Here is a 21,508-nt window from a genome sequence, read left to right as displayed (position 1 = left end):
AACGACAGGTCGCAATTCCTCTCGACGCCTGTGCCAACAAACAGTTGATCCGGAGAACCGGCCGCTTTGAAGACGGTTTCGGAATGTTTGCTAAACAGGTCAAAGAAGCGATCCCCGCGCGGCATCAGCTTGCGGAAAATGCTCATCATGCGAATTGACCCTCAATGGCGCCATTTATGTTGTAGGGGGTAACTGTCATAAAACTGTCATAAATTCGGGCAGGGCATTGATGCAACCCGGAAAATCGGCACTATCAACGCAAATGAAATCTTCCAAGAAAAGCCGGAAAACCCGTCCGGCGCGCCCCCTGACGCTGCTTCAGCAACTCGCTGCCGTCCCCGAAAAGCTCTTCACCGGCGCTTTTCGGCAGCAATATGCCGCCGTGTGTTTTCGCTACGGCGGTAACGGGGACGATATCGAAATCCTTCTCGTCACGTCGCGCACCACCCAGCGCTGGATCATTCCGCGCGGCTGGCCGATGAAACGCAAGAAGCCGCATGAGGCGGCGGCGATCGAGGCATGGGAAGAGGCGGGCGTGCGCGGCCGGGTGAGAAAGGCCGCCATTGGCCGTTACACCTATCTGAAGATGCTCGACAATGGCGATGTCGTCCCGTGCATGGTCGATGTGTTCCAGATCGAGGTGACGGGTGCGGAAACAAGCTTCAAGGAACGTGGCGAACGCCTGGTCGAATGGGTCCGTCCGGATGAGGCAGCGAGGCGCGTTCGGGAAATCGAACTGAAATCGTTGCTGGTTGATTTCAAGCCCAAAGGCAAAAGGAAAGACAGGGCGGGTGAGAGACCCTGACGGGCCGCCATGTTTTCCGTGAGAGCCCAGACCTAACGCCGTAATGCCGTTGCAATACGACATACTCCAATTTGCCGGATGAATTTCGTCAGGTGCATTATGCGTTTATATCGTGCCGCCATGCGGCTTCTTGGCCGCTGCATCCATCCCATCGTCGTTTTGCCGTGCTTCTGGCGGGACCGGCCACCATACTTCTGCTCCGGTAAGACCCGTTGCCCCATTGATGGGAAAAGCGTTGCCGCTTCTCCCGTCAATAACCGGTTTCCTTGCGAAACAAGGGGCTTTCAGACGGGCTGCGCCTCGCGGGGTTGGCCCGATTCTGCCGTGTCCGGTTTTCCCGCTTCATCCGGCGCTTTTGGCAAAAGGTGGGCAAAACGCCTGACGATGCTGTCGATATAGGACAGGATGGTCGGCACGACGATCAGGGTGAGGAGGGTGGAGCTGATGAGACCGCCGACCACCGCATGCGCCATCGGCGCGCGCTGCGCACCGCCACCGCCGATGGCCAGCCCAAGCGGGATCATGCCGAAGATCATCGCAAGCGTCGTCATGATGATCGGTCGGAAGCGGATGACGCCGGCGTTCGCCAGCGCTTCGTTCAGCGAAAGCCCGCGTTTTCTTTCCCGATTGGCGAAGTCCACCAGCAAGATGCCATTCTTGGTGACGAGGCCCATCAGCATGATGAAGCCGATCAGCGAGAACATGTTGATCGTGCTGCCGGCGACCATCAAACCCAGAAGGACGCCGGCCAACGAGAGCGGCAGTGAGGCCATAATGGCGAGCGGCTGCAGGAAGCTGCCGAATTGCGAGGCAAGCACGATATAGATGAAAATAACCGCCATGATGAGCGCCTTCACCATATGGCCGATGGTCTCCTGCATCGTCTCGGCCTCGCCGCCGAAGCGGATGCGATAACCATCCGGTAGATCGCGGGCAGCGCTCAGGTTTTGGAGGGCATCCGTCACGTCACCAAGCGTGCGTCCTGCAAGATTGGCTGAAACCAGCACCTCGCGGCGATTGTCGATGCGACGGATTTCGGCCGGTGCCGGTGCGGTGCCGATCTCGGCCACCTGATCGAGACGCACCATCACGGGCGTGCCATTTGACGTCGTGCGACCGGTCGCGATCATCAATTCGCCGAGGGTTGCGGCGTCGGAACGACGTTCGCCGGGCAGGCGCACGACGATGTCATAGCTGTTGCCGTTCCTATCCGTCCATTTCGAAACATCTTCACCGCCAATAAGCGAGGAGAGGGTAGTGGCTAGATCGGAGCGGGAAATGCCAAGATCGCTCGCCGCCTCGCGTTTAAGACGCACGGAAAGGACCGAGGTCACGTTGCGGGCGCTGGAATTCACATCCACGAGGCCGGGGATTTTTTTCATGTCCTCGACCAGACCGGTGGCGATTTTTTCGAGAATGGCCCGGTCGTCACCGAGGATGCTGAGCTGCACCGGGCTTTCGCCGCCGCCAAGGCCGTCCTGGAGGATCGCAACCTCTATGCCGGGTATGGCGGACAGGCGCTTGCGGATCGGTTCGGCCAGCGTGGCGGGTGTTTGCGTGCGCATTGTCAGCGGAACGAGCCCCACCAGCACCGTGGCGCGCTGCTTGCCCGCCGCGCCGCCGGTATTGATGGTGGAATAGAGCGTTTCGACCTCGGGGAACGCCCTCAGTGCCTTCTCGACCTGCCGTACTTTTGCCGTCGTGTAATCCAGTGAGGAACCGGCCGGGGCCGTCACGGTAATCTGAAAGCGGCCTTCATCGGTAGCAGGCACGAATTCCACGCCGACCAGCGGCACCATGAACAGGCTGCCGATGAAGATGCCCGATGTGGTGAGCAGGGTGATGAGCCGGTGGCGCAATGTCCAGCCGATCACATGCCGATATTGTTCGGCCAGCCATTCGAAACCATGATCGAAGCGCATAATCAACCGCCCGATCGGCCCGCGTCTGGCATCGGGTTGTGCATCCGGATCGTACCAGACGCTCGAAAGCATGGGATCAAGCGTGAAGGCGACAAAAAGGGAGATCAGTACCGCAGCTGACACGGTGACGCCGAATTCATAGAAGAACCGGCCGATAATGCCGTCCATGAAGGCGACCGGCAGGAAGACCGCCACGATGGTTGCTGTTGTCGCGATCACCGCAAGGCCGATTTCGTTGGTGCCGTCGAGCGCCGCGCGGATATGGGATTTGCCCATATGCAGATGACGGGTGATGTTCTCGCGCACGACGATGGCGTCATCCACCAGAATGCCGATGGAGAGTGTGAGCGCCAGAAGGCTGAGTGTATTGAGGGTGAAACCAAGGAAATCGATGACGGCAAGCGTGCCGATGATGGCGATTGGCAGTGTCAGACCGGTAATGACGGTACTGCGCCAGGAATTCAAAAACAGGAAAACGATGGCGATGGCGAGCGCTGCCCCTTCGATCAGCGTCGTCTGCACCTGATTGACGGATTCCCGAATGGGCGTGGAGGTATCGGTGACGATGCGCAATTGGACATTCTGCGTGGCAAGCTCGGTATTGAGCTGCTGGAGGCGGTTCCTCACATCCGTCACGACCTGAACCGTATTGGCGTCCTGAACCTTGACGATATCGATCGAAAGCGCCGTCTGGCCATTATAGAGGGCGCGGCTTTCGGCATCCACCGCCCCTTCGGAAACCGTGGCGACGTCGCGCAGCAGGATCGCCGCGCCACCACGCCTCGCCACGACCATGTCCAGCAGCGCCTGCGGTTCCTCGACGCGACCCTGAACCTGGATCGTGCGTTCGGATACGGGGTCGACGATGCTGCCGGCCGGGCTGTTGCCGTTGCCGGTGCGCAGCGCGTTCACCACCTCGTTGACGCCGACCCCGAGCGCCCGCATGCGTGTTTCGTCCATAGCAACGTCGATCTGCCGTTTGCGGCCGCCCACCAGCGTCGCCTGTCCGACACCTTCAACGGTAGTCAGCTGGCGCACCACCTTGTGGTCGGCAAGGGTGGTGAGCGACGGCACATCGAGCGAAGTCGAACTGATTGCCAGCGAGAGGATAGGTTCGGCGGCGGGATCGAAACGGGAGACGACCGGCTTCTTGGAGTCTTCGGGCAAATTTGCCTCGATGGCGGCGACCTTGTCGCGTACATCCTGCGCGGCGGCGGCCCCTTCTACCTCAAGCTCGAATTTCACGACGACCACGGAGCGTCCCTCATAAGAGGTCGAGGTGATCTCATCCAGACCGCCGATGGCGTTCAGCGCATCCTCGACCGGGCGTGTCACTTCGGTTTCCACGGTCTCAGGCGTCGCACCGGGATAGGTGGTGACCACGACGACGACGGGCACGTCGACATTGGGATATTGATCCAGCCCCAGCCGCTGCAGCGAAAAGAGGCCCATGACCAGCAATGTCACCATCATCATGGTGGCGAAGACGGGATGGGAGACGGATATGCGGGTCAAAAACATGTCAGCCTGCCTTATCGATGGTCACGGCCATGTCCGGCTGCAATTCCGGAAGCGGTGCAGTCAGGATCGTTTCACCATCCTTCAGGCCCGTGGCGATCTCGATCAGGCTGCCGTCGTTCCAGCGCGATCCGAGCGCCACCGTCTGGCGACGCAAATGACCGTCCGTCACCTTGAGCACATGGTAGCCGGTCTCATCCTTGCGAAGCGCGATGGCGGGAACCACCAGCGCATCGTTTTTTTCGCGCACGAGGATAGATCCGCTGGCAAACATTCCGCCCCACAGCCGGCCGTCGCGATTGGCAAGCCGCAGATAGACGGCGACAAAACGTGTGCCATCCTCGGCAACCGGGCTGATACGCTCGATTGTGCTTTTGACGGTCTGGCCACCGAGGCCGTCAATCTCCAGTTCCGCCGTCTGGCCAAGGTTTACACGGGGAATATCGCGGGTGGCGACCAGAACCTTCGCTTCCAGCACGCTGGTATCGACCAGTGTGAGAAGCTCGCCATCGGCACTGACGCGCGCGTCGGCCTCGGCCAGCCGGCGGGTGACCGTGCCACTGAAAGGCGCGCGGATTTCCGCATTGCTCAGTGCAAGGCGGGCGATATCCGTCTGTGCCGAAAGGCTTTGAACCCTTGCGGTTTTCACCACGACATCGCTTTTCGCCTTATCCAGCTGTTCTGCCGACGCGATGTTTTTGACGGCAAGCTGTTCCGTTCTCGTCAGGGCCTGCATCGCCAGCGTCAGCTCGGCCTCGGCCGCATCTCGGTCGCTTTGCCGTTGCAGCAGCGCCGACTGCAAGTCCTCAGTTTCAAAGCGCACCAGCACATCACCGGCCCGCACCGCCTGTCCATCCCGGACGTTCATCTCCAGAATTTTCCCGGCCTCGCGAGCGCGGATCACAACACGGCTGATCGGCTGGAGTTCGCCGCTGATGCTGAGCTTCTCCACCATCAGGCGCGTGCCGATCTTCGCCGTTTCTGCCGCCGTCAGTTCGAAGGGAATGCCGGCCGGGCTGAGGGTGCTGGCCTCGACAATTCCCTTGACGCGCTCATTCGCATCGACGTTGCCGCGCGCCGGGTCGAGGGCAGTCACGACGAGCGCGCAACCCGCAAGCGCGATCCCGGCCTTGATGGTTCTCTTCACCCACATAATGCAATCCTTCCAGGCAAACCTCTTTCCGTCGCCGCTCACCGAACGGTCACGTCGCCTTTTGCAGGCTGATGGCATCTGGATAGGCGGCCATAATTGCAGCAGCATTACCCTGCCGCACCGTCTTCGCCGCAATACTGCCGCAACCTTTCTGGCAGACAACAGATGGCGAAGGGACGGTGACGAATGAGACTTCTGTTGATCGAAGATGAAAAGGAAATGGCGGATGCGCTGTCGGTAACGCTCGGCAAGCAGGGCATCGTCATCGACCATACGATGTGGCTTGGCGATGCGATGGAGCTGACGCGCCAGCATGTCTATGACGCCATCCTGCTCGATCGCCGTCTGCCGGACGGTGAAGGGCTTACTTTCATCCCGAAATTGCGCCGCGCCGGCATCGATACGCCGATCATTTTGTTGACGGCGATGAACGAACCGGAGGAGCGTATTGCAGGACTGGACGGCGGGGCCGACGACTATCTGGGCAAGCCGTTTCTGGTCGGGGAGCTTTTGGCACGGGTGCGCGCGGTTTTGCGGCGGCCGGCAAGCGTCGCGCCCACGCAGGTTACCGTCGGCCGGATCGTGATCGATCCGCTTCACCTCAGCGTCACGATCAATGCGGTGCCGTTCGATCTGCCAAGGCGCGAACTCATGATACTCGTCGCGCTGGCCAAACGAAAAGGCAAGTCCGTACTGCGCTCTACGCTTGAGGCGGACGTCTATAATTACGAGGAGGAAATCCAGTCCAATGCGCTCGATGCGCATATATCGCGACTGCGCAAACGCCTGATCGACGCCTCGGCCGGGGTGAGCGTACATAATATTCGCGGCATCGGTTATCTGCTGAAGGAAGAGGCATGAAAGCGCAGGGCAAGCCCAATCCGTCCCTGTGGTGGAAACTGAGCTGGCAGCTCAGCATTGTCGTCTCCGCCATGATCGCGGTCGTCATCGTCGGCCTCTGCATTTACGGGGTGATGCGGGTCTCTCCCAATATCGGGCTTTGGGAGGATCTGTCTTCGACACTCGACGGCTCGCTTTCGCTCGATCCGCAGAAAGGGCTCGTCATCACCGAGGGGCCGGCGCTCAAGGCCCTCAAGGCGGAGAATGAAGAACTCTGGTTCGTTGCCTCGACGCTGGATGGCCGGTCCGTGACCTATGGCGCTGTGCCGGCGGTCTATGCCGAGCTATCGCGTTACGCCCATCTGATGGTGGACGCTGATATTCGCGGCGGTGCCGGCATATCCGAGGTCGCGCTGTCTGAAAGTCTCGATACGGCATCTGGCCCGCTGAGGGTCATGTTCGGCGGAACCTCCCATATCAGCGCGTCGTTTCTGACGCTTCTTCTCGGCACCTATCCGATCTATGTTCCGCTGCTGGCGGTTATCCTGCCTGCGGTGTTCTTTTCCGTGCCGCGCATCGTGCGCCAAGCGCTCGCCGGTCTCAGTTCCGTCGTCCGGAAAGCACCGGAGATCGACCCGCGCCGGGCGGGCTCGAAGCTGCCCGTCGAGGACGTGCCGCGGGAAGTCGTGCCGCTGATCGTATCCTTCAACAGCATCCTCGAACGGCTAGAGCAGCAGTTCCGGGCGCGGCAACGGTTTCTCATCGATGCGGCGCATGAGCTAAGGACACCGATCGCCATCATGCAGACCCGGATAGAGGGCCTGCCGGAAGGGCCGGACCGGCAGCGGCTGATGGAGGATGTCGCACGGCTCGGCGAAACCGCCGAGCAGCTTCTGGCCGTGGAGCGGAACGATCAGGTGCATGACCGATGGGAGACGGTCGATCTCGTCGAAATCGCCCGTACAGTCGTTGCCGATCTTGCGCCGCTGGCGCTGTCTGTGGGTTACGATATTTCCTTCGACACGCAGATCGCGCGCTACGAGATGCAGGGCAACCCCTTCGCCCTGCCGCGCGCCGTCAGTAATATCGTGCGCAACGCCATCGACCATGGCGGAAACAGAGGGATGATCCATGTTTCGGTTCTCGCAAACGGTGAAATTGCGATTTCCGATGAAGGGCAGGGCATAGCGGAAGACCAGCAGGAGCGGATATTCGAGCCATTTTATCGCGTGACGCCGCGAAGCACGGGAGCAGGTCTGGGTCTCAGTCTCGTCAAGCAGATCGTCGCTGACCACAATGGACGTATCCTTCTGGAAAGCTCCGCCTTCGGAAGCACATTCCGGCTCTGCTTCTGATCGCCATTTTTGCAGCGCCTGCGGACTGCGATTGTAATGCTGCCGCAATTTTAGCTGTCGTAGCGTGCGGGGCACAGGAAATCTTTCCAACCGGAGCACATGCAATGAAACACCAGCGGAATCCGTTCGTCACGGCCAGCGGCAGCAGAGTTGTGCGCAGCCGCAGCGCCTCCTTCGCCGCTTTGCCCTTCGCTCTCATTATGTCAGGCTGTACCTCCGTGCCGCTGCAGGAAGGTGGCACGCTGACATCCTACGCACAACTCAGCCCGGCCAAGGGAAAATTCACCAAGACCCGGACTTTCGTTGACGCCAAGGGGCTGGCTGCCGTCAAAACCGTCGCCATTGTGCCCACCACCTTTTCCTTCACCGCCTCTTCGCGTGTCCCGTCGGAAAAAGACCGCGTACTCGTCTCAAATGCGCTGGATCGAGCCATCTGCGTGGCGCTCAGCGATAAATACCGGATCGCCGCCCATGGCCAGCCAGCGGATATGACCGTCCGCACGGTCATCACCGATCTGGTTCCCACAAATAAGACCATGGCGGGGGTCTCCACGGCGGTTTCGCTCGGCAGCAGCTTTGTCCTGCCGGTCAGCGTGCCACGCCTGCCCGTCGGGCTCGGTGGTCTGGCTGTCGAGGCGGAAGCCGTCGATAACGTCGGTGTCCAGCGGGCGGCTGCCGTCTGGTCCAAGGGCGCGAATTCCATCACCGACAATCCCCGCGTTTCAGAAATAGGCGACGCTTATGGCCTCGCCGACGATTTCTCCAATTATTTCGCGCGCATTCTGGTGACGGGCAAGGTCTCTGATGGGCTGAACCTTTCTATTCCTTCGGCGCACCGAATCCGGTCTGCCTTGGGCGGAAAACCGAAATACGCCGAATGCGACGCCTATGGCCGCTCACGGGGTTTGCAGGGCATGGTGGCCGACAAGTTCGGCGCACCGCCCGAATGGACGGATAAGCAAGCAAAGGCCGCTTCGCGATAGGATCAGCCGCCCTTACCGTAGCTTGGGCGCGCGGCAATCCGGCCGCCGCCTTTACGGAGATAGGCCAAGTTTCTCAAGACCGCATTCGCGCACGATCTCAGAAATATGGGCGAACTGTGCCGAAAGCGGATTGCTCTTGCGCCAGACCATGCCGATGGTGCGCGACGGCCGTGGTTCTGCCAGCCGGAAGACCGAGACGGTAGATTGGCGGGTTTCCATATCCACCGCCATTTGCGGAATGAGCGTGACGCCGATGCCGGCGCCGACCATCTGCACGAGCGTCGAGAGCGAACTGCCCTCCATCAGCACGCGCGGCGGCGCATTCGTGGTGCTGCAGAAGGAAAGCGCCTGGTTGCGGAAGCAATGGCCTTCCTCCAGCAGCAACAGGCGCATTTCACCCAGCTTGCCGGCGCTCGGCACCGGCAGGCCTGCATCCTCCATCGGCCGGACCAGAATGAATTCCTCCGAAAACAGCGGAACCTCTTCGAGCGAGGGTTCCGAGACGGGCAGGGCGACGATCGCCATGTCCAGCTTTGCCTCCAGCAGGTCCTCGATGAGTTTCTGCGTCACCGCCTCACGTGGGCGGGTCTCCAGTCCGGGATAATGTCGGGTGAGCGTCTTGATGACCTGTGGTAAAAGATAAGGTGCGACGGTCGGGATGACGCCGATGCGCAGGCGGCCGCTGAGCGGGCCATGCCGTGCCCGTGCCAGATCCTGCAACTCATCCACGGAGCGAAGGATCGAACGGGTGCGTTCGGCGAATTCCTCACCAAGCGCCGTCAGCCGGATCTGGCGGCTGCCGCGTTCGACAAGCGGCGCGCCGATCAGCTCTTCCAGCTCGCGGATCTGCAGAGAAAGTGCTGGTTGGGAAATCGCACATGCCTCCGCCGCCCGGCCGAAATGGCCGATCTTGGCGAGCGCGTCGAAATAACGGAGATGTTTCATGGAGAGGCCAATCATAAGCTCAGCATATCGCAGCCTTTAGAATATACAATTGGAAATTATGGAACCCGGCTGTTAGTCATCTTCATGACAGAAAGAAGCTGTAGCTGTGAAAGATCACCAGCGTCGCTGCATGGTTTCCTGAAACCTGCCGCGGGCTGGCCCCAACAGGCTGCACATGTCGAATTGATTATTTCGTTTAATTGCTAAACCCATCGGAGGGCGAAATGGACGCAACTTCAAAACCGGCTGGCAAGTGTCCCGTCATGCATGGAGGCAATACGGCCTCTGGTAAATCGGTGACCGAATGGTGGCCGAACGCGCTGAACCTCGACATTTTGCATCAGCACGACACCAAGACCAATCCGCTCGGCACCTCCTTCAACTACCGCGAAGCGCTGAAGACGCTTGACGTCGAGGCCCTGAAGGCCGATCTGCGCGCCCTGATGACCGATAGCCAGGAATGGTGGCCGGCTGACTGGGGCAGCTATGTCGGCATGATGGCCCGCGTCACCTGGCACGCTGCCGGCTCTTACCGCGTGACGGACGGACGTGGCGGCGCCAACACCGGCAACCAGCGTTTTGCACCGCTCAACTCCTGGCCGGATAACGTCAACACCGACAAGGGCCGTCGTCTGCTGTGGCCGATCAAGAAGAAATACGGCAACAAGCTTTCCTGGGCCGACCTCATCGCGCTCGCCGGCACCATCGCCTATGACGTTGCCGGTCTGAAGACCTATGGCTTTGCTTTCGGCCGTGAAGATATCTGGGCGCCGGAAAAGGACACCTATTGGGGTGACGAAAAGGAATGGCTGGCGCCGAGCGATGGCCGTTACGGCGACGTGAGCAAGCCCGAGACGCTGGAAAACCCGCTTGCCGCCGTGCAGATGGGCCTCATCTACGTCAATCCGGAAGGTGTGAACGGCAAGTCCGATCCGCTGGCGACGGCGGCGCAGATGCGCGAGACCTTCGCCCGCATGGGCATGGACGACGAGGAAACCGTTGCCCTGACGGCTGGCGGCCACACCATCGGCAAATCGCACGGCAATGGCAGCGCAGCCAACCTCAGCCCCGATCCGGAAGCCGCAGGCCCGGAATATCAGGGTCTTGGCTGGATCAACACCAAGGGCCGCGGCATTGGCCGTGACACCGTGGTGTCGGGCATCGAAGGCGCCTGGACGAGCGAGCCGACCAAGTGGGACAACGGCTTCTTCGACATGCTGTTCAAGCATGAATGGACATTGACGCACAGCCCTGCCGGTGCATCGCAATGGGCGCCGATCACCATCGCCGAAGAAGACAAGCCTGTCGACGTCGAGGATGCCTCGATCCGCACCATCCCGATGATGACTGATGCCGATATGGCCCTGAAGGTCGATCCGATCTACCGCGAGATTTCGCTGAGGTTCAAGGACGATCAGGACCACTTCTCTGACGTTTTTGCCCGTGCCTGGTTCAAGCTGACGCATCGCGATATGGGGCCGAAGTCCCGTTACATCGGCCCGGATGTTCCGGCTGAAGACCTGATCTGGCAGGACCCGGTGCCTGAGGGTTCCACGAGCTACAATGTGGCTGCCGTTCAGGCGAAGATCGCCGCTTCCGGCCTGCCGGTTGCAGATCTGGTTGCGACCGCATGGGACAGCGCCCGCACCTTCCGCGGTTCGGACAAGCGCGGCGGCGCCAATGGCGCCCGCATTCGCCTAGCACCGCAGAAGGACTGGGAAGGCAACGAGCCCGCCCGTCTTTCCCGTGTGCTTTCGGTTCTCGAGCCGATTGCCCGTGAAACCGGCGCAAGCATCGCCGATGTGATCGTTCTGGCCGGCAATTACGGTGTGGAACAGGCGGCGAAAGCGGCCGGTTTCGATATCGCCGTGCCCTTTGCGGCCGGTCGTGGCGATGCTTCCGCCGAGCAGACGGATGCCGACAGCTTCGCCCCGCTTGAGCCGCTGGCGGATGGTTTCCGCAACTGGGTCAAGAAGGACTATGTTGTCAGCCCCGAAGAACTGCTGCTCGACCGGGCGCAGCTACTCGGCCTCACAGCGCCGGAACTAACCGTCCTCATCGGCGGCCTGCGCGTCATCGGCGCCAATTATGGCGGTGCGGCGCATGGTGTGTTCACCCAGACACCGGGTGCACTAACGACGGACTTCTTCACGACGCTGACGGATATGGCCTATTCCTGGGTTCCGACCGGCAACAATCTCTACGAGATTCGTGACCGCAGGACCGGAGCGGCCAGATATACGGCGACCCGAGTCGATCTCGTAATTGGCTCCAACTCCATCCTGCGCGCCTATGCGGAAGTCTATGCGCAGGACGATAGCAGGGAAAAATTCGTCCGCGACTTCATTGCCGCCTGGACGAAGGTGATGAACGCCGACCGTTTCGATCTCGTCTGAGCGGAAAGGCGACCACTCAATAAAGCAAAACCTCCCCGAGCGATCGGGGAGGTTTTTTTTGACTCTGCCAAAGCTATCCAGACGCTGCGTTGTCCTCGGGGTGAGCCAATGATGACGCATAAGAGGGGATGCGTGGCTGGCGGCGGTCGGGGTCAAAAAAACTGTCAGCGGCGGTCGGATGATGAAACCGGCCGGTCAGCGCCTGGTTTTTCGGCCTTGCCCGAGGGGGCCTTGCCGCCTTTTTCATTTTCGTGCGCATCCGGCCCGGCAACGATGACGCCGTGGCCCTGTTCTTCGCGTTTCTTGTCGGCGAAATCGCCCGCTTCCTTCTTGCGATCCATGTTCATCTCCCGTGTTGAGGTCCTGTCATGGATTTAACGGGCAGTGCGGGCGGAGGTTCCAGAAGTGCCGCGCAAGTGAATGTTTCTCTTTATAACGATCTTTGCTATTAACATGAATTGATAAGTCATGTTATTGGCGTGGGCGCGATGTCTGTTGCGGCGTTTGCCGTTTCCCGCGTCCCCAACCTCGGCTCGACAACCGGACGGTAACCGCATTGAGTTTCTGGCATTCCATGACCTGGCACACGGAAGGGATCAGCGTTACCGCGCCGGTCAAATGGCGCCAGTTTGACGGGCTGGTCAGCGCGTTCTGGGAGGCCGAAAGCCAGATGGGGGCAAAGGGTTATTATCTGGCCGCCGATCCCCGCATCATGATTTTCTTCAACGATGTCTCGTCACGGATCCGGATTTCCAACCGCGATGGCGAGCTTTCGCAGCATTCACGGCCAATGACGCGGGCGGTCTATGTGCCGGCCGGCGTGCCGATGTGGACGAGCAGTAGTGCCACGCATCGCTTTTCGCACCTCAACCTGCATATCCACAAAGACCGGCTTTTGCGCTTCCTGTCGCCGGCGGTCGGTGGTTCGGCAGCCATGACGGCGCTGCGCCGTCCGGTCGAGATACAGGATATCGGCGCGGTGGAAACGCTGGCAGGCCTGCTTGTCGATGAACTGGCCGAGCCTTCGAAACATCCGCTTTATGCCGAAAGCCTGGTCGGCGGCATCGTAGCTGGACTGCTGGACATTCCCGGTCCGACGCCCGAGCAGGCCAATGGCAGGCTGACGCAGGCACAGATGAACAGGCTGCTCGCCCGGGTCGAAAAGCGCGGTGACGACCGCATGACAGTTGCCGAAATGGCCGATATTGTCGGGCTTTCCGAAAGCTGGTTCGCCACCGTGTTTCGCCAGACCACGGGTAAAACGCCGCTGCAATGGCAGCTGGAGCGGCGGATCAATGCCGCCCAGAAACTTCTGCTGGAGGGCGATCTGACCGTGGCCGATATCGCCGCGCAGCTGGGTTTTTCGGATCAGGCCCATCTGACCAAGGCCTTTCGCCACTCGGTGGGCGATACGCCAGCCGCCTGGCGGCGCATGCACAGGCTGCTGTGAACCGGCGCGCCTTGCCGTCTATGCGCAGCGGTTCGGCGCAATTCCACAAGCCTCGCTCTACGTCATCCTCGGGCTTGTCCCGAGGATCTGCTGCCTTCTGACTTGATGAGATGTGGTTAGATCCTCGGGACAAGCCCGAGGATGACGTTGAACATTAGAAGAATTATGCAATGCATTGAAAAATATTGCTAATCTCGATGTTTACCACGTCTTGCGCAGCGTAACGGAAAACGCCCGGCCGGGATTGTAGAAATCAGCGCCGAAACCACCATAAGCAACGTGTTTTTCGTTGAAGAGGTTGGAAACGTTGACATCCAGCGAGGCGGTTTCCTGGATTTTGTAGCTTACTGCCGCATCCACGGTGATGCTGCTGCCGGTCGAGACCTTGTTGGCATTGTCGAAATAATAGGAGCCGGTGTAGCGGCCGCCGAGGCCGAAGGTCGTGTCGCCGAAGTGGTCGTTGCCTTCAAGCGTGTAGTTGACCCACAGCGAGGCCTGATGTTCCGGCACGAATTGCGGCCGGTTGCCAACATTGCCGCCCGTGCCGTTTTCTGTGATTTCCGCGTTGAGATAGGAATAGGCTGCTGTCAGGCTGAGATTGTCGGTGACTTCCGCCTTGGCTTCCAGATCGAGGCCGCGCACGCGGACTTCGCCGATGGTGGTGGGCAGGCTGGTGATCGGGCTGGTGACGGTGATGTTGTTTTTCTTCAGGTCATAGATCGAGGCGGTAAACAGGGCGGGGAAAGCCTCCGGCCGGTATTTGATGCCAAGTTCGATCTGTTCGCCGCGCTCCGGTTCAACGGTGAGGCCCGATGCCGGCACCACCGATTCGGCATAGCTGATATAGGGCGCGATCTCATTGGTGACCTTGTAGGATACGCCGATGCGCTTGGTCAGTTCGCTGATGTCGCCGCTCGCCGTCGTGCCGTTCAGCCGGTTGGTCTGGTCGGTGTCGATCCAGTCGTTGCGCAGGCCGGCGCTGACGATCAGCCGGTCGAAGAAGGTCAGGTCCTGTTGCAGGTAGATCGACTTGGTCTTCTGGTCCGTCAGCGAGTTGGAGAAGAGCGGCACCGAGGAGGGCGCGCCGGTATAGACGGGGTTCATCCAGTTGATGCCGGGCGCAGCGCCGAAGTAGTTTTTGCTGCCGGACGAGTAGTCGTTATAAAAAACGCCGACGAGGCTGCGGCTCTCGACGCTTTCCAGCGTCGTGTCGTATTGCAGTCGGGTGTCGATCAGGAAATTTTCGGTCTCGGTATCGTTGCCGAAATAGGAGCGGCTGGCGATGGTCGAACCGTTGGTCGGCGTGGACGAAATATAGGCATAACCGAAATCGCTATTGGTCTTGCTGTAGCGCGCATTGGAACTCAGCGTCAGGCCCGAGCCGAAATCGTGGTCGAACATCACGCTCAGCGAATTGCGGTTGGTGCCGCGGTAGTTGTAGTCAGGTTCGCCGAAGAAACGGCTGCGATCGAAATGCGAGCCAACCGGATGGCCGCCGCCCCCGGGAACGCCGTCCTTGTTAAGGTGATCATAAACCACGGTCAGGCTGGTGACATCGGTCGGGCGCCATGTCAGGCCGCCCATGAAGAATTTCTCGTCATCGCGGGAATAGTCATATTCCGCATCGGCGTTGCGGAGCTTGCCGGTGAGACGATAGGACAGCGTGTCGTCGCTGGTGATGTTGTCGCCGAAGTCGAAGCCGGTTTCGGCGCGGCTATAGGAGCCGCCGGTGACATAGGCTTCGCCGAAGCGGGCGCGTTTCGGTACCTTGGTGGAATAATTCACCGAGCCGCCGGGATCCGAGACGCCAAAGGTGGTGGAATTGCCGCCCTTCAGCACTTCCACGCGTTCATAGGCATAGGTTTCCTCACGCGCCGCACCGAAAGGGCGGCCGAGTGTCAGGCCGTCGCGATAGGTATAGGCATCGAAGCCGCGAATCTTGAAATAGTCGAAACGATCGTCGGAGCCGTAGAAATCCGTGGTCACGCCGGCGGTATATTGCAGCGCCTCTTCCACGGTCTGCACACCGCGCTGCTGCATTTCCCTGGCGGTGATGACGGAAACGGAGGCTGGCGTATCGAGAATGTCGGTCGCCATCTTGCTGCCGCTCGTCGTGCGGGTGGCGACGATGGACTTCTGGTCATTGTCGCCGCTGTCGATGGTGATCCGTTCCAGAACCGTGCTGCCGCTTGTATTGGCAGCCTCCTGCGCCAGCGACCGGCCGGGCAGGGTGGCGACAAGCGCGGTGCAGGCAAGTAGGGTGGCTTTCCCATAAAAATGTGGCGCGGTTTTACGGTTTTTGCCGTCGATTTCGATTTTCATTGCCAGATTCCAGAAGTTGATGCCCCGATCGCCGCTTGCACGGCCCACTCTCGAAGCGCCCAATAACTTGAGAAAGTTTGTCCGGTATTGTAACTTTTTGTGGTTTTGTACAAAACCCCGGAAATTTCACCGCTGTTCGGGCGGCATCTCTTCCTTAGACTTGACGGGGGCATGTGAAGCTGAGAGTTCAAGTCCACTTTTGAACCCTTGAGAGCTTCGTCATGCTTCGTCCGTTCCGCTGCCTCGTGCCGGCCCTTGTGCTGTTTCTGTCGATAATCGCGCCAAATATGGCCTTGGCGGATGATGCGACGACCTATCCCATCGTCATCAAGCACGCCTTCGGTACGACGACGATTACGAAGAAGCCGCAGCGGGTCGCCACCGTCGCCTGGGCAAACCATGAGGTGCCGCTGGCGCTGGGCATCGTGCCTGTCGGTTTCGCCGCCGCCAATTTCGGTGATGATGACGGCGATGGCCTGCTGCCCTGGGTGGCAAAGCGGCTCGCTGAACTCAAGGCGGACAAACCGGTTTTGTTTGATGAGGGCGACGGCATCGATTTCGAGGCCGTGGCGGCAACGCAGCCGGATGTCATTCTCGCGGCCTATTCCGGCCTCAGCCAGTCCGACTACGAGACGCTGAGCCAGATCGCGCCTGTGGTGGCCTATCCCGTTTCCCCCTGGGCGACGGACTGGCGCGAGATGATCCGGCTGAACAGCGCCGGCCTTGGCATGGTTGCGGAAGGTGAAGCGCTGATCAAGCGCATCGAGACGGAGATTGCCGAGGTGGTCGCCGGCCATCCGCAGCTGAAGGGCAAGTCGGCAATGTTTGTCACCCATCTCGATGCCACCAATCTCAGCGTCGTCAATTTTTATACCGCCAATGACAGCCGGGTGAAGTTTTTCGCTGATCTCGGGCTCGCCTCACCGAAAAGCGTCGTGGAAGCAACGAAGCCGGGGCAGTTCGCCGCCGGTGTCAGCGCCGAGCGTGTCGATGCATTCGACGATGTCGATATTGTCGTGACCTATGGCAGCAAGCCGCTGTTCGATGCCATGCGCGCCGATCCGCTGCTTGCCCGCATGCCCGCCGTTTCCCGCGATGCCATCGTCATGCTTGGCCGCGATCCGCTCGGCACCGCGTCCAACCCAACGCCGCTGTCGATTTCCTGGGTTTTGAAGGACTATGCCGATCTTCTGGCGAAAGCAGCGGACAAATCCTCCGGGAAATCCCAATGACATTGCACGGATCCGGTAAAGGTCCGGCCGTGCTGCTTGCCGGCCGCTCCAACCGTAAACGAACGGCGTGGCTCATCGCCGTGCTGGCGCTTCTTTCCGTGCTTTGCGCGCTCTCAGTCGCCATCGGCACGCGTGATGTATCGCTGGCGGATATTACCGCAGCGCTTGCCGGCCGGGTTGAGACGGTTGCGGAAGCGGCCGTTGCGGTTCGCCTGCCGCGCACGGTGCTTGCGCTTCTGGCCGGTGCCGCACTCGGGCTGGCAGGGGCCATAATGCAGGGCGTCACCCGCAATCCGCTGGCCGATCCCGGCATTCTCGGCGTCAATATGGGTGCCTCGCTCGCCGTCGTCATCGCCATCGTCTGGTTCGGCATTGCGTCTTCACAGGCCTTCATCATTGCCGCCATCATTGGTGCGGGTCTCTCGGCCGTCTTCGTTTATGTCGTCGGTTCGCTCGGGCGCGGCGGGGCCACCCCGCTGAAACTGGCGCTTGCTGGTGCTGCCACATCGGTCGCCTTCTCGTCATTGGTTATCGCCGTGGTTCTGCCGCGCAGCGATATTGCCGGCGGCATCCGCGCCTGGCAGATCGGCGGTGTCGGCGGCGCGACCTTCGAGCGCATCGAGACCGTTCTGCCGTTTCTGGCCGCCGGTTTCGCCATCAGCCTGCTTTCGGCGCGCAGGCTGAATTCGCTGGCTCTGGGCGATGAGCTCGCCGCCGGCCTTGGCGAAAACGTCGCTGTCGCTCGAGCCGTGGCGTCTTTTGGGGCTATTTTGCTCTGCGGCGCGGCTACCGCCATTTGCGGGCCGATCGGCTTTGTCGGGCTGGTTGTGCCGCATCTGTGCCGTCTGCTCGTTGGTGTTGACAATCGCTGGCTTCTGCCGTTTTCCGCGCTCGGCGGCGCCTGCCTGCTGCTGGCTGCCGATATTGTCGGCCGCATCGTCGCACGGCCGTCCGAACTCGATGTCGGCATCGTCACCGCGCTGGTTGGTGCACCGTTCTTCATCTGGATCGTCAGACGCCAGCGGGTGCGTGAACTATGACCATGCACGCTGCCGTCATCGACACACTGGTCTTGAACCGCCGGACCCGCCAGCGCCGGCGCCGCCTTGTCATCGCCACCCTGTCGGCCCTGCTGATTGCTGCATTCGCCCTGACGCTGATGCTGGGGCAATCCTTTACGCCGCCCGGTGAGGTGATCCGCGTCTTGGCTGGCGAGGATATTGCCGGCGTCAGCTTCACCGTCGGGCAATTGCGCCTGCCGCGCGCGCTGCTCTCGGTGCTGGCCGGGCTGAGCTTTGGGCTGGGCGGCGTCGCCTTCCAGATCATGCTGCGCAATCCGCTCGCCAGCCCCGATATTATCGGCATCAGTTCCGGCGCAAGTGCCGCCGCCGTCTTCGCCATCGTCGTGCTGCAGCTGAACGGACCGCTTGTCTCGGTCTTTGCAGTCATCGCCGGTCTTGGCATTGCGCTGCTGGTCTATCTCCTGTCCTTCCGCAATGGCGTGGCCGGAACGCGGCTTATCCTTGTCGGTATCGGCGTTTCCGCCATGCTCGAAAGTTTCATCGCCTATATTCTCTCCGTCGCGCCCGCCTGGACGCTGCAGGAGGCGATGCGCTGGCTGACGGGCAGTGTCAACGGCGCCAAACTTGCCCAGACGTCGCCGCTCTTTGTCGCCCTCATTCTGTTCGGTGGGTTACTTTTGAGCCGCGCGCGTGATCTTGAGGCGTTGCGGCTCGGCGATGATGCCGCCGCCGCGCTGGGCGTGCGGGTTGGGAAAACGCGCATCATCGTCATCATCGCCGCCGTGGGCATGATCGCTTTTGCCACGGCCGTCTCGGGACCTATCGCCTTTGTCGCCTTCCTGTCGGGGCCGATTGCCGCGCGTATCGTCGGCAGCAACGGCTCACTGCTCATTCCCGCCGCACTTGTCGGGGCCGTGCTGGTGCTGGTGGGCGATTATTGCGGCCAGTTCCTGCTGCCGGGTCGATACCCGGTCGGCGTCGTTACCGGCGCGCTGGGCGCGCCCTATCTGATTTATCTTATCGTGCGGGTCAACCGCAGCGGAGGCTCGTTATGACCGGCCACTCCCTTTCCGTAAACGGCCTTTCGGCTGGCTACGGCGAAACCCTTATTATCGAAGGGCTGAACCTCGTCGTTCCACGCGGGAAAATCACCGTCATCGTCGGGGCCAATGCCTGCGGCAAGTCCACCCTGCTGCGCAGCATGTCGCGGCTTATCACGCCCCGCGCCGGGCAGGTCCTGCTCGACGGTAAATCCATCCATCGGCTTCCTTCGAAAGAGTTGGCGCAGCGCATGGGCCTCCTGCCGCAATCGCCGATCGCGCCGGAGGGTATCGTCGTCGCCGATCTCGTCAGCCGTGGCCGACACCCGCATCACGGCCTGTTCGCCCGCTGGTCGCGCCAGGACGACGAGGCGGTTGCGGCGGCCCTCATCGCCACCGATACGGTGGACCTTGCCGAGCGGCCGGTAGATGAACTGTCGGGCGGCCAGCGGCAACGCGTCTGGATTGCCATGGCGCTTGCCCAACAGACCGACATGTTGTTGCTGGATGAACCCACGACCTTCTTGGATATCAGTCATCAGGTCGAAGTACTGGACCTTCTGACTGACCTCAACCAGTCCCGTGAGACCACAATCGTCATGGTGCTGCACGATCTCAACCTCGCAGCCCGTTATGCCGATCATCTCGTCGCCATGACGGACGGAAAGCTGCATGTCTGCGGCACACCGGAAGAGGTGCTGACGGAAGAGAATGTCCGCCACGTCTTCGGCATCGAAAGCCGGGTCATCGAAGATCCGACCTCCGGCAAGCCGATGATGCTGCCAATCGGGCGGCATCGGGCGATGACGGGACGGCAATAAATTGTATCTCTTTAAGATACCGTTCTGTTGACTTCTGAGTGTATCGGTTTATGATACCAATATCACGAGGCCAGCAATGATCCGTTCTTTTAAAAACAAGCTGACCGCATCGATTGACGACGGATCTGTGAAGAAGGGCTTTCCCGCGGATCTCATACGCCGCGCCCAGCAGCTGCTCACGATTCTGGATGCGTCGACCACGGTTGACGACCTTCGGTCACCACCGGGTAACCGTTTGGAAAAGCTGTCCGGCGGCCGTGAAGGCCAATATTCGATTCGGATCAACAAGCAATGGCGTATCTGCTTCGTCTGGACAGACGCGGGGCCGGAAAGCGTGGAAATAACCGATTATCACTAGTCGGTTATTTTCGGAAAGCTCAGGACAAATAGGCCAAGGAGGGCCAGCGATCATGACAATCAGCAAATCGCCCCCGATCCACCCGGGCGAAATCCTGCGGGAACTCTATCTGGAGCCGCTGGGCATGTCAGCATACGCCCTTGCAAAGCACCTCAATATTCCTCGCACCCGCATAGAACGGATTGTGGGAGAGAAACTTGGTATCACCGCCGACACTGCCTTGCGCCTCGCAAAGTTTTTCAAGACCACACCGGAATATTGGCTGAACTTGCAGAACGCCTTTGACATTAAGGCCGCCGCTGCAAGGCTGGAAGCGGACCTTGCCAATATCAAAGAACTGGAAGCCGCCTAATTCTCGGCCGCCTTTCAGGTCACGGCCAAGCCGCATAAGATGGCGGCGGCAGGTTCTGCATCCGCGTTGCGGCCCGGCGGAAACGTCCGGGAGACGTGCCTTCGTTGCGGGTGAAAAACCGATTGAAGTAGCCGGGGTCCTGAAACCCCAATCGAAACGCAATTTCAGCAACTTGCAGTGAAGAGTTAAGAAGAAGGTCGCGTGCTTCGGAGATGATTTCGCGGTGAATATAGGCCTGTGGTGAAAGCCCCGTGGCCTTGTGAACCGCAAATCCCAGCCGTTCGCGGCTGACACTCAAATGTCTTGCATAATCGTCCACGCCCCATTGATCGCGCTTGTGCTGGCTTACCAGCAGGACGAACCGTTCGGTGAGGCTACCCGGCGTGGAGACGGCCGCGGCAATATCGGCCATGGCGTGCTGGCAGATGCGGATGAGGGTGACGGAGAGCAGGCTGGCGATGATCGTGTCCGAACCGGTTGTAGCGCGCACATTTTCGCTGGCGATGGTCTCGATATAACCTGCCAGTTCCTGCCGATCCTTTTCCGCTGGCGTCTGCGTCAAAATACGCTGCAATATATTGCGCACCGCGCTCGCGCTCGCGCCTGTGGGCATGGCATGGGCAAGGCCGATTTCGGTCGTCCTCAGCAGCGATCCACGACTTCCGGCATTCAGCCGCAGGCGGCCTGCGGGGGCGATGGGCAGCCAGACGAGCCCCGGTGCCGTGACAGGCAGCGTCTTTTCACCCTGCAGGATTTCTGCTTCGCCGGCGGAGAGAAGCAGCAGATGGGCACTATCCGCTTCCAGCCGCAATTCCGATACGCGCAGCGCTGAGGCGAGGGTGCGTGCGGTTATCTCAACGCGGTTGCCGGCAATCTGGCTGTACAGCGGCATTATGCCTCCAAAAGTACAATAATGCGCTACACTAGTGCATTTTATATGCGGCTGTCATTGCTAAACTTTGATCAGCGCAGGGGAAAGCCTTGAGGAGAACGG

At 60.5% G+C, this 21,508-nt stretch carries 18 protein-coding genes and 1 pseudogene; 12 read left to right on the top strand and 7 right to left on the bottom strand.

The window, feature by feature from the left end; translation table 11 throughout:
• Nucleotides 1-5: 5 nt before the first annotated feature.
• Nucleotides 6-149, bottom strand: a pseudogene (locus JZX89_RS24930) (nuclease PIN); the annotation flags it as partial.
• Between the two features lie 113 nt (nt 150-262).
• Between JZX89_RS24930 and JZX89_RS24925 the strand changes: the two are divergent.
• Nucleotides 263-805 (top strand): NUDIX hydrolase, encoded by a 543-nt coding sequence (locus tag JZX89_RS24925; protein WP_149900948.1) that lies wholly within the window; start codon nt 263-265, stop codon nt 803-805.
• A 284-nt stretch (nt 806-1,089) separates the two neighbouring features.
• Here JZX89_RS24925 and JZX89_RS24920 read toward each other — a convergent pair whose 3' ends face one another.
• Both JZX89_RS24920 and JZX89_RS24915 read right to left on the bottom strand, forming a co-directional pair.
• Nucleotides 1,090-4,248: an efflux RND transporter permease subunit gene (locus tag JZX89_RS24920; RefSeq protein ID WP_207135668.1), complete on the bottom strand. Its 3,159-nt coding sequence runs from the start codon at nt 4,246-4,248 to the stop codon at nt 1,090-1,092.
• 1 nt (nt 4,249) lies between these two features.
• On the bottom strand, nt 4,250-5,398 hold the full coding sequence (locus JZX89_RS24915) for an efflux RND transporter periplasmic adaptor subunit (RefSeq protein WP_207135667.1): 1,149 nt from the start codon (nt 5,396-5,398) through the stop codon (nt 4,250-4,252).
• A gap of 186 nt (nt 5,399-5,584) precedes the next feature.
• Between JZX89_RS24915 and JZX89_RS24910 the strand changes: the two genes are divergently transcribed.
• The 3 genes from JZX89_RS24910 (at nt 5,585) to JZX89_RS24900 (ending at nt 8,576) form a co-directional block, all read left to right on the top strand.
• On the top strand, nt 5,585-6,259 hold the full coding sequence (locus tag JZX89_RS24910) for a response regulator transcription factor (RefSeq protein WP_207135666.1): 675 nt from the start codon (nt 5,585-5,587) through the stop codon (nt 6,257-6,259).
• On the top strand, nt 6,256-7,593 hold the full coding sequence (locus JZX89_RS24905; protein ID WP_207135665.1) for a sensor histidine kinase: 1,338 nt from the start codon (nt 6,256-6,258) through the stop codon (nt 7,591-7,593). The genes JZX89_RS24910 and JZX89_RS24905 overlap by 4 nt, the downstream gene beginning before the upstream one ends.
• Before the next feature lie 104 nt (nt 7,594-7,697).
• On the top strand, nt 7,698-8,576 hold the full coding sequence (locus JZX89_RS24900) for a DUF3313 domain-containing protein (protein ID WP_207135664.1): 879 nt from the start codon (nt 7,698-7,700) through the stop codon (nt 8,574-8,576).
• A gap of 51 nt (nt 8,577-8,627) precedes the next feature.
• Here the strand turns inward: JZX89_RS24900 and JZX89_RS24895 are convergent, their stop codons facing one another.
• On the bottom strand, nt 8,628-9,536 hold the full coding sequence (locus JZX89_RS24895; protein ID WP_207135663.1) for a hydrogen peroxide-inducible genes activator: 909 nt from the start codon (nt 9,534-9,536) through the stop codon (nt 8,628-8,630).
• 209 nt (nt 9,537-9,745) lie between these two features.
• On the opposite strand from JZX89_RS24895, the gene katG reads away from it, so the two are divergent.
• Nucleotides 9,746-11,917, top strand: coding sequence for a catalase/peroxidase HPI (gene katG / locus JZX89_RS24890; protein ID WP_207135662.1), 2,172 nt, complete (start codon nt 9,746-9,748; stop codon nt 11,915-11,917).
• 164 nt (nt 11,918-12,081) lie between these two features.
• Here katG and JZX89_RS24885 read toward each other — a convergent pair whose 3' ends face one another.
• Nucleotides 12,082-12,258, bottom strand: a complete 177-nt coding sequence (locus tag JZX89_RS24885; protein WP_207135661.1) for a hypothetical protein — start codon at nt 12,256-12,258, stop codon at nt 12,082-12,084.
• Between the two features lie 215 nt (nt 12,259-12,473).
• Between JZX89_RS24885 and JZX89_RS24880 the strand changes: the two genes are divergently transcribed.
• Entirely contained in the window at nt 12,474-13,367 is an 894-nt protein-coding gene (locus JZX89_RS24880) for a helix-turn-helix domain-containing protein (protein ID WP_207135660.1), read from the top strand.
• A 201-nt stretch (nt 13,368-13,568) separates the two neighbouring features.
• Here the strand turns inward: JZX89_RS24880 and JZX89_RS24875 are convergent, their stop codons facing one another.
• A complete protein-coding gene (locus JZX89_RS24875) occupies nt 13,569-15,689 on the bottom strand; it encodes a TonB-dependent siderophore receptor (protein WP_207135659.1) in 2,121 nt (706 codons plus the stop codon).
• Between the two features lie 221 nt (nt 15,690-15,910).
• On the opposite strand from JZX89_RS24875, the gene JZX89_RS24870 reads away from it, so the two are divergent.
• From JZX89_RS24870 to JZX89_RS24845, 6 genes are all read left to right on the top strand, one after another.
• Complete coding sequence (locus JZX89_RS24870) at nt 15,911-16,921, top strand: iron-siderophore ABC transporter substrate-binding protein (RefSeq protein WP_207135658.1); 1,011 nt, start codon at nt 15,911-15,913, stop codon at nt 16,919-16,921.
• Entirely contained in the window at nt 16,918-17,961 is a 1,044-nt protein-coding gene (locus JZX89_RS24865; protein WP_149900959.1) for a FecCD family ABC transporter permease, read from the top strand. The genes JZX89_RS24870 and JZX89_RS24865 overlap by 4 nt, the downstream gene beginning before the upstream one ends.
• Nucleotides 17,958-18,998: a FecCD family ABC transporter permease gene (locus JZX89_RS24860; protein ID WP_207135657.1), complete on the top strand. Its 1,041-nt coding sequence runs from the start codon at nt 17,958-17,960 to the stop codon at nt 18,996-18,998. Before JZX89_RS24865 ends, JZX89_RS24860 begins: the two co-directional genes overlap by 4 nt.
• Nucleotides 18,995-19,804, top strand: a complete 810-nt coding sequence (locus JZX89_RS24855) for an ABC transporter ATP-binding protein (RefSeq protein ID WP_207135656.1) — start codon at nt 18,995-18,997, stop codon at nt 19,802-19,804. The genes JZX89_RS24860 and JZX89_RS24855 overlap by 4 nt, the downstream gene beginning before the upstream one ends.
• A gap of 76 nt (nt 19,805-19,880) precedes the next feature.
• Nucleotides 19,881-20,162 carry a type II toxin-antitoxin system RelE/ParE family toxin gene (locus JZX89_RS24850; RefSeq protein ID WP_207135655.1) on the top strand — a complete coding sequence of 94 codons (282 nt, stop codon included), beginning with the start codon at nt 19,881-19,883 and terminating at the stop codon, nt 20,160-20,162.
• 52 nt (nt 20,163-20,214) lie between these two features.
• Entirely contained in the window at nt 20,215-20,514 is a 300-nt protein-coding gene (locus JZX89_RS24845) for a HigA family addiction module antitoxin (protein WP_149900963.1), read from the top strand.
• A gap of 19 nt (nt 20,515-20,533) precedes the next feature.
• Here JZX89_RS24845 and JZX89_RS24840 read toward each other — a convergent pair whose 3' ends face one another.
• On the bottom strand, nt 20,534-21,406 hold the full coding sequence (locus JZX89_RS24840; protein WP_207135654.1) for a helix-turn-helix transcriptional regulator: 873 nt from the start codon (nt 21,404-21,406) through the stop codon (nt 20,534-20,536).
• Nucleotides 21,407-21,508: the final 102 nt, after the last annotated feature.

The sequence above is a fragment of the Agrobacterium burrii genome (assembly GCF_017313405.1).
Taxonomy (GTDB): domain Bacteria; phylum Pseudomonadota; class Alphaproteobacteria; order Rhizobiales; family Rhizobiaceae; genus Agrobacterium; species Agrobacterium burrii.
This window is presented reverse-complemented; position numbering and strand designations above follow the sequence as displayed.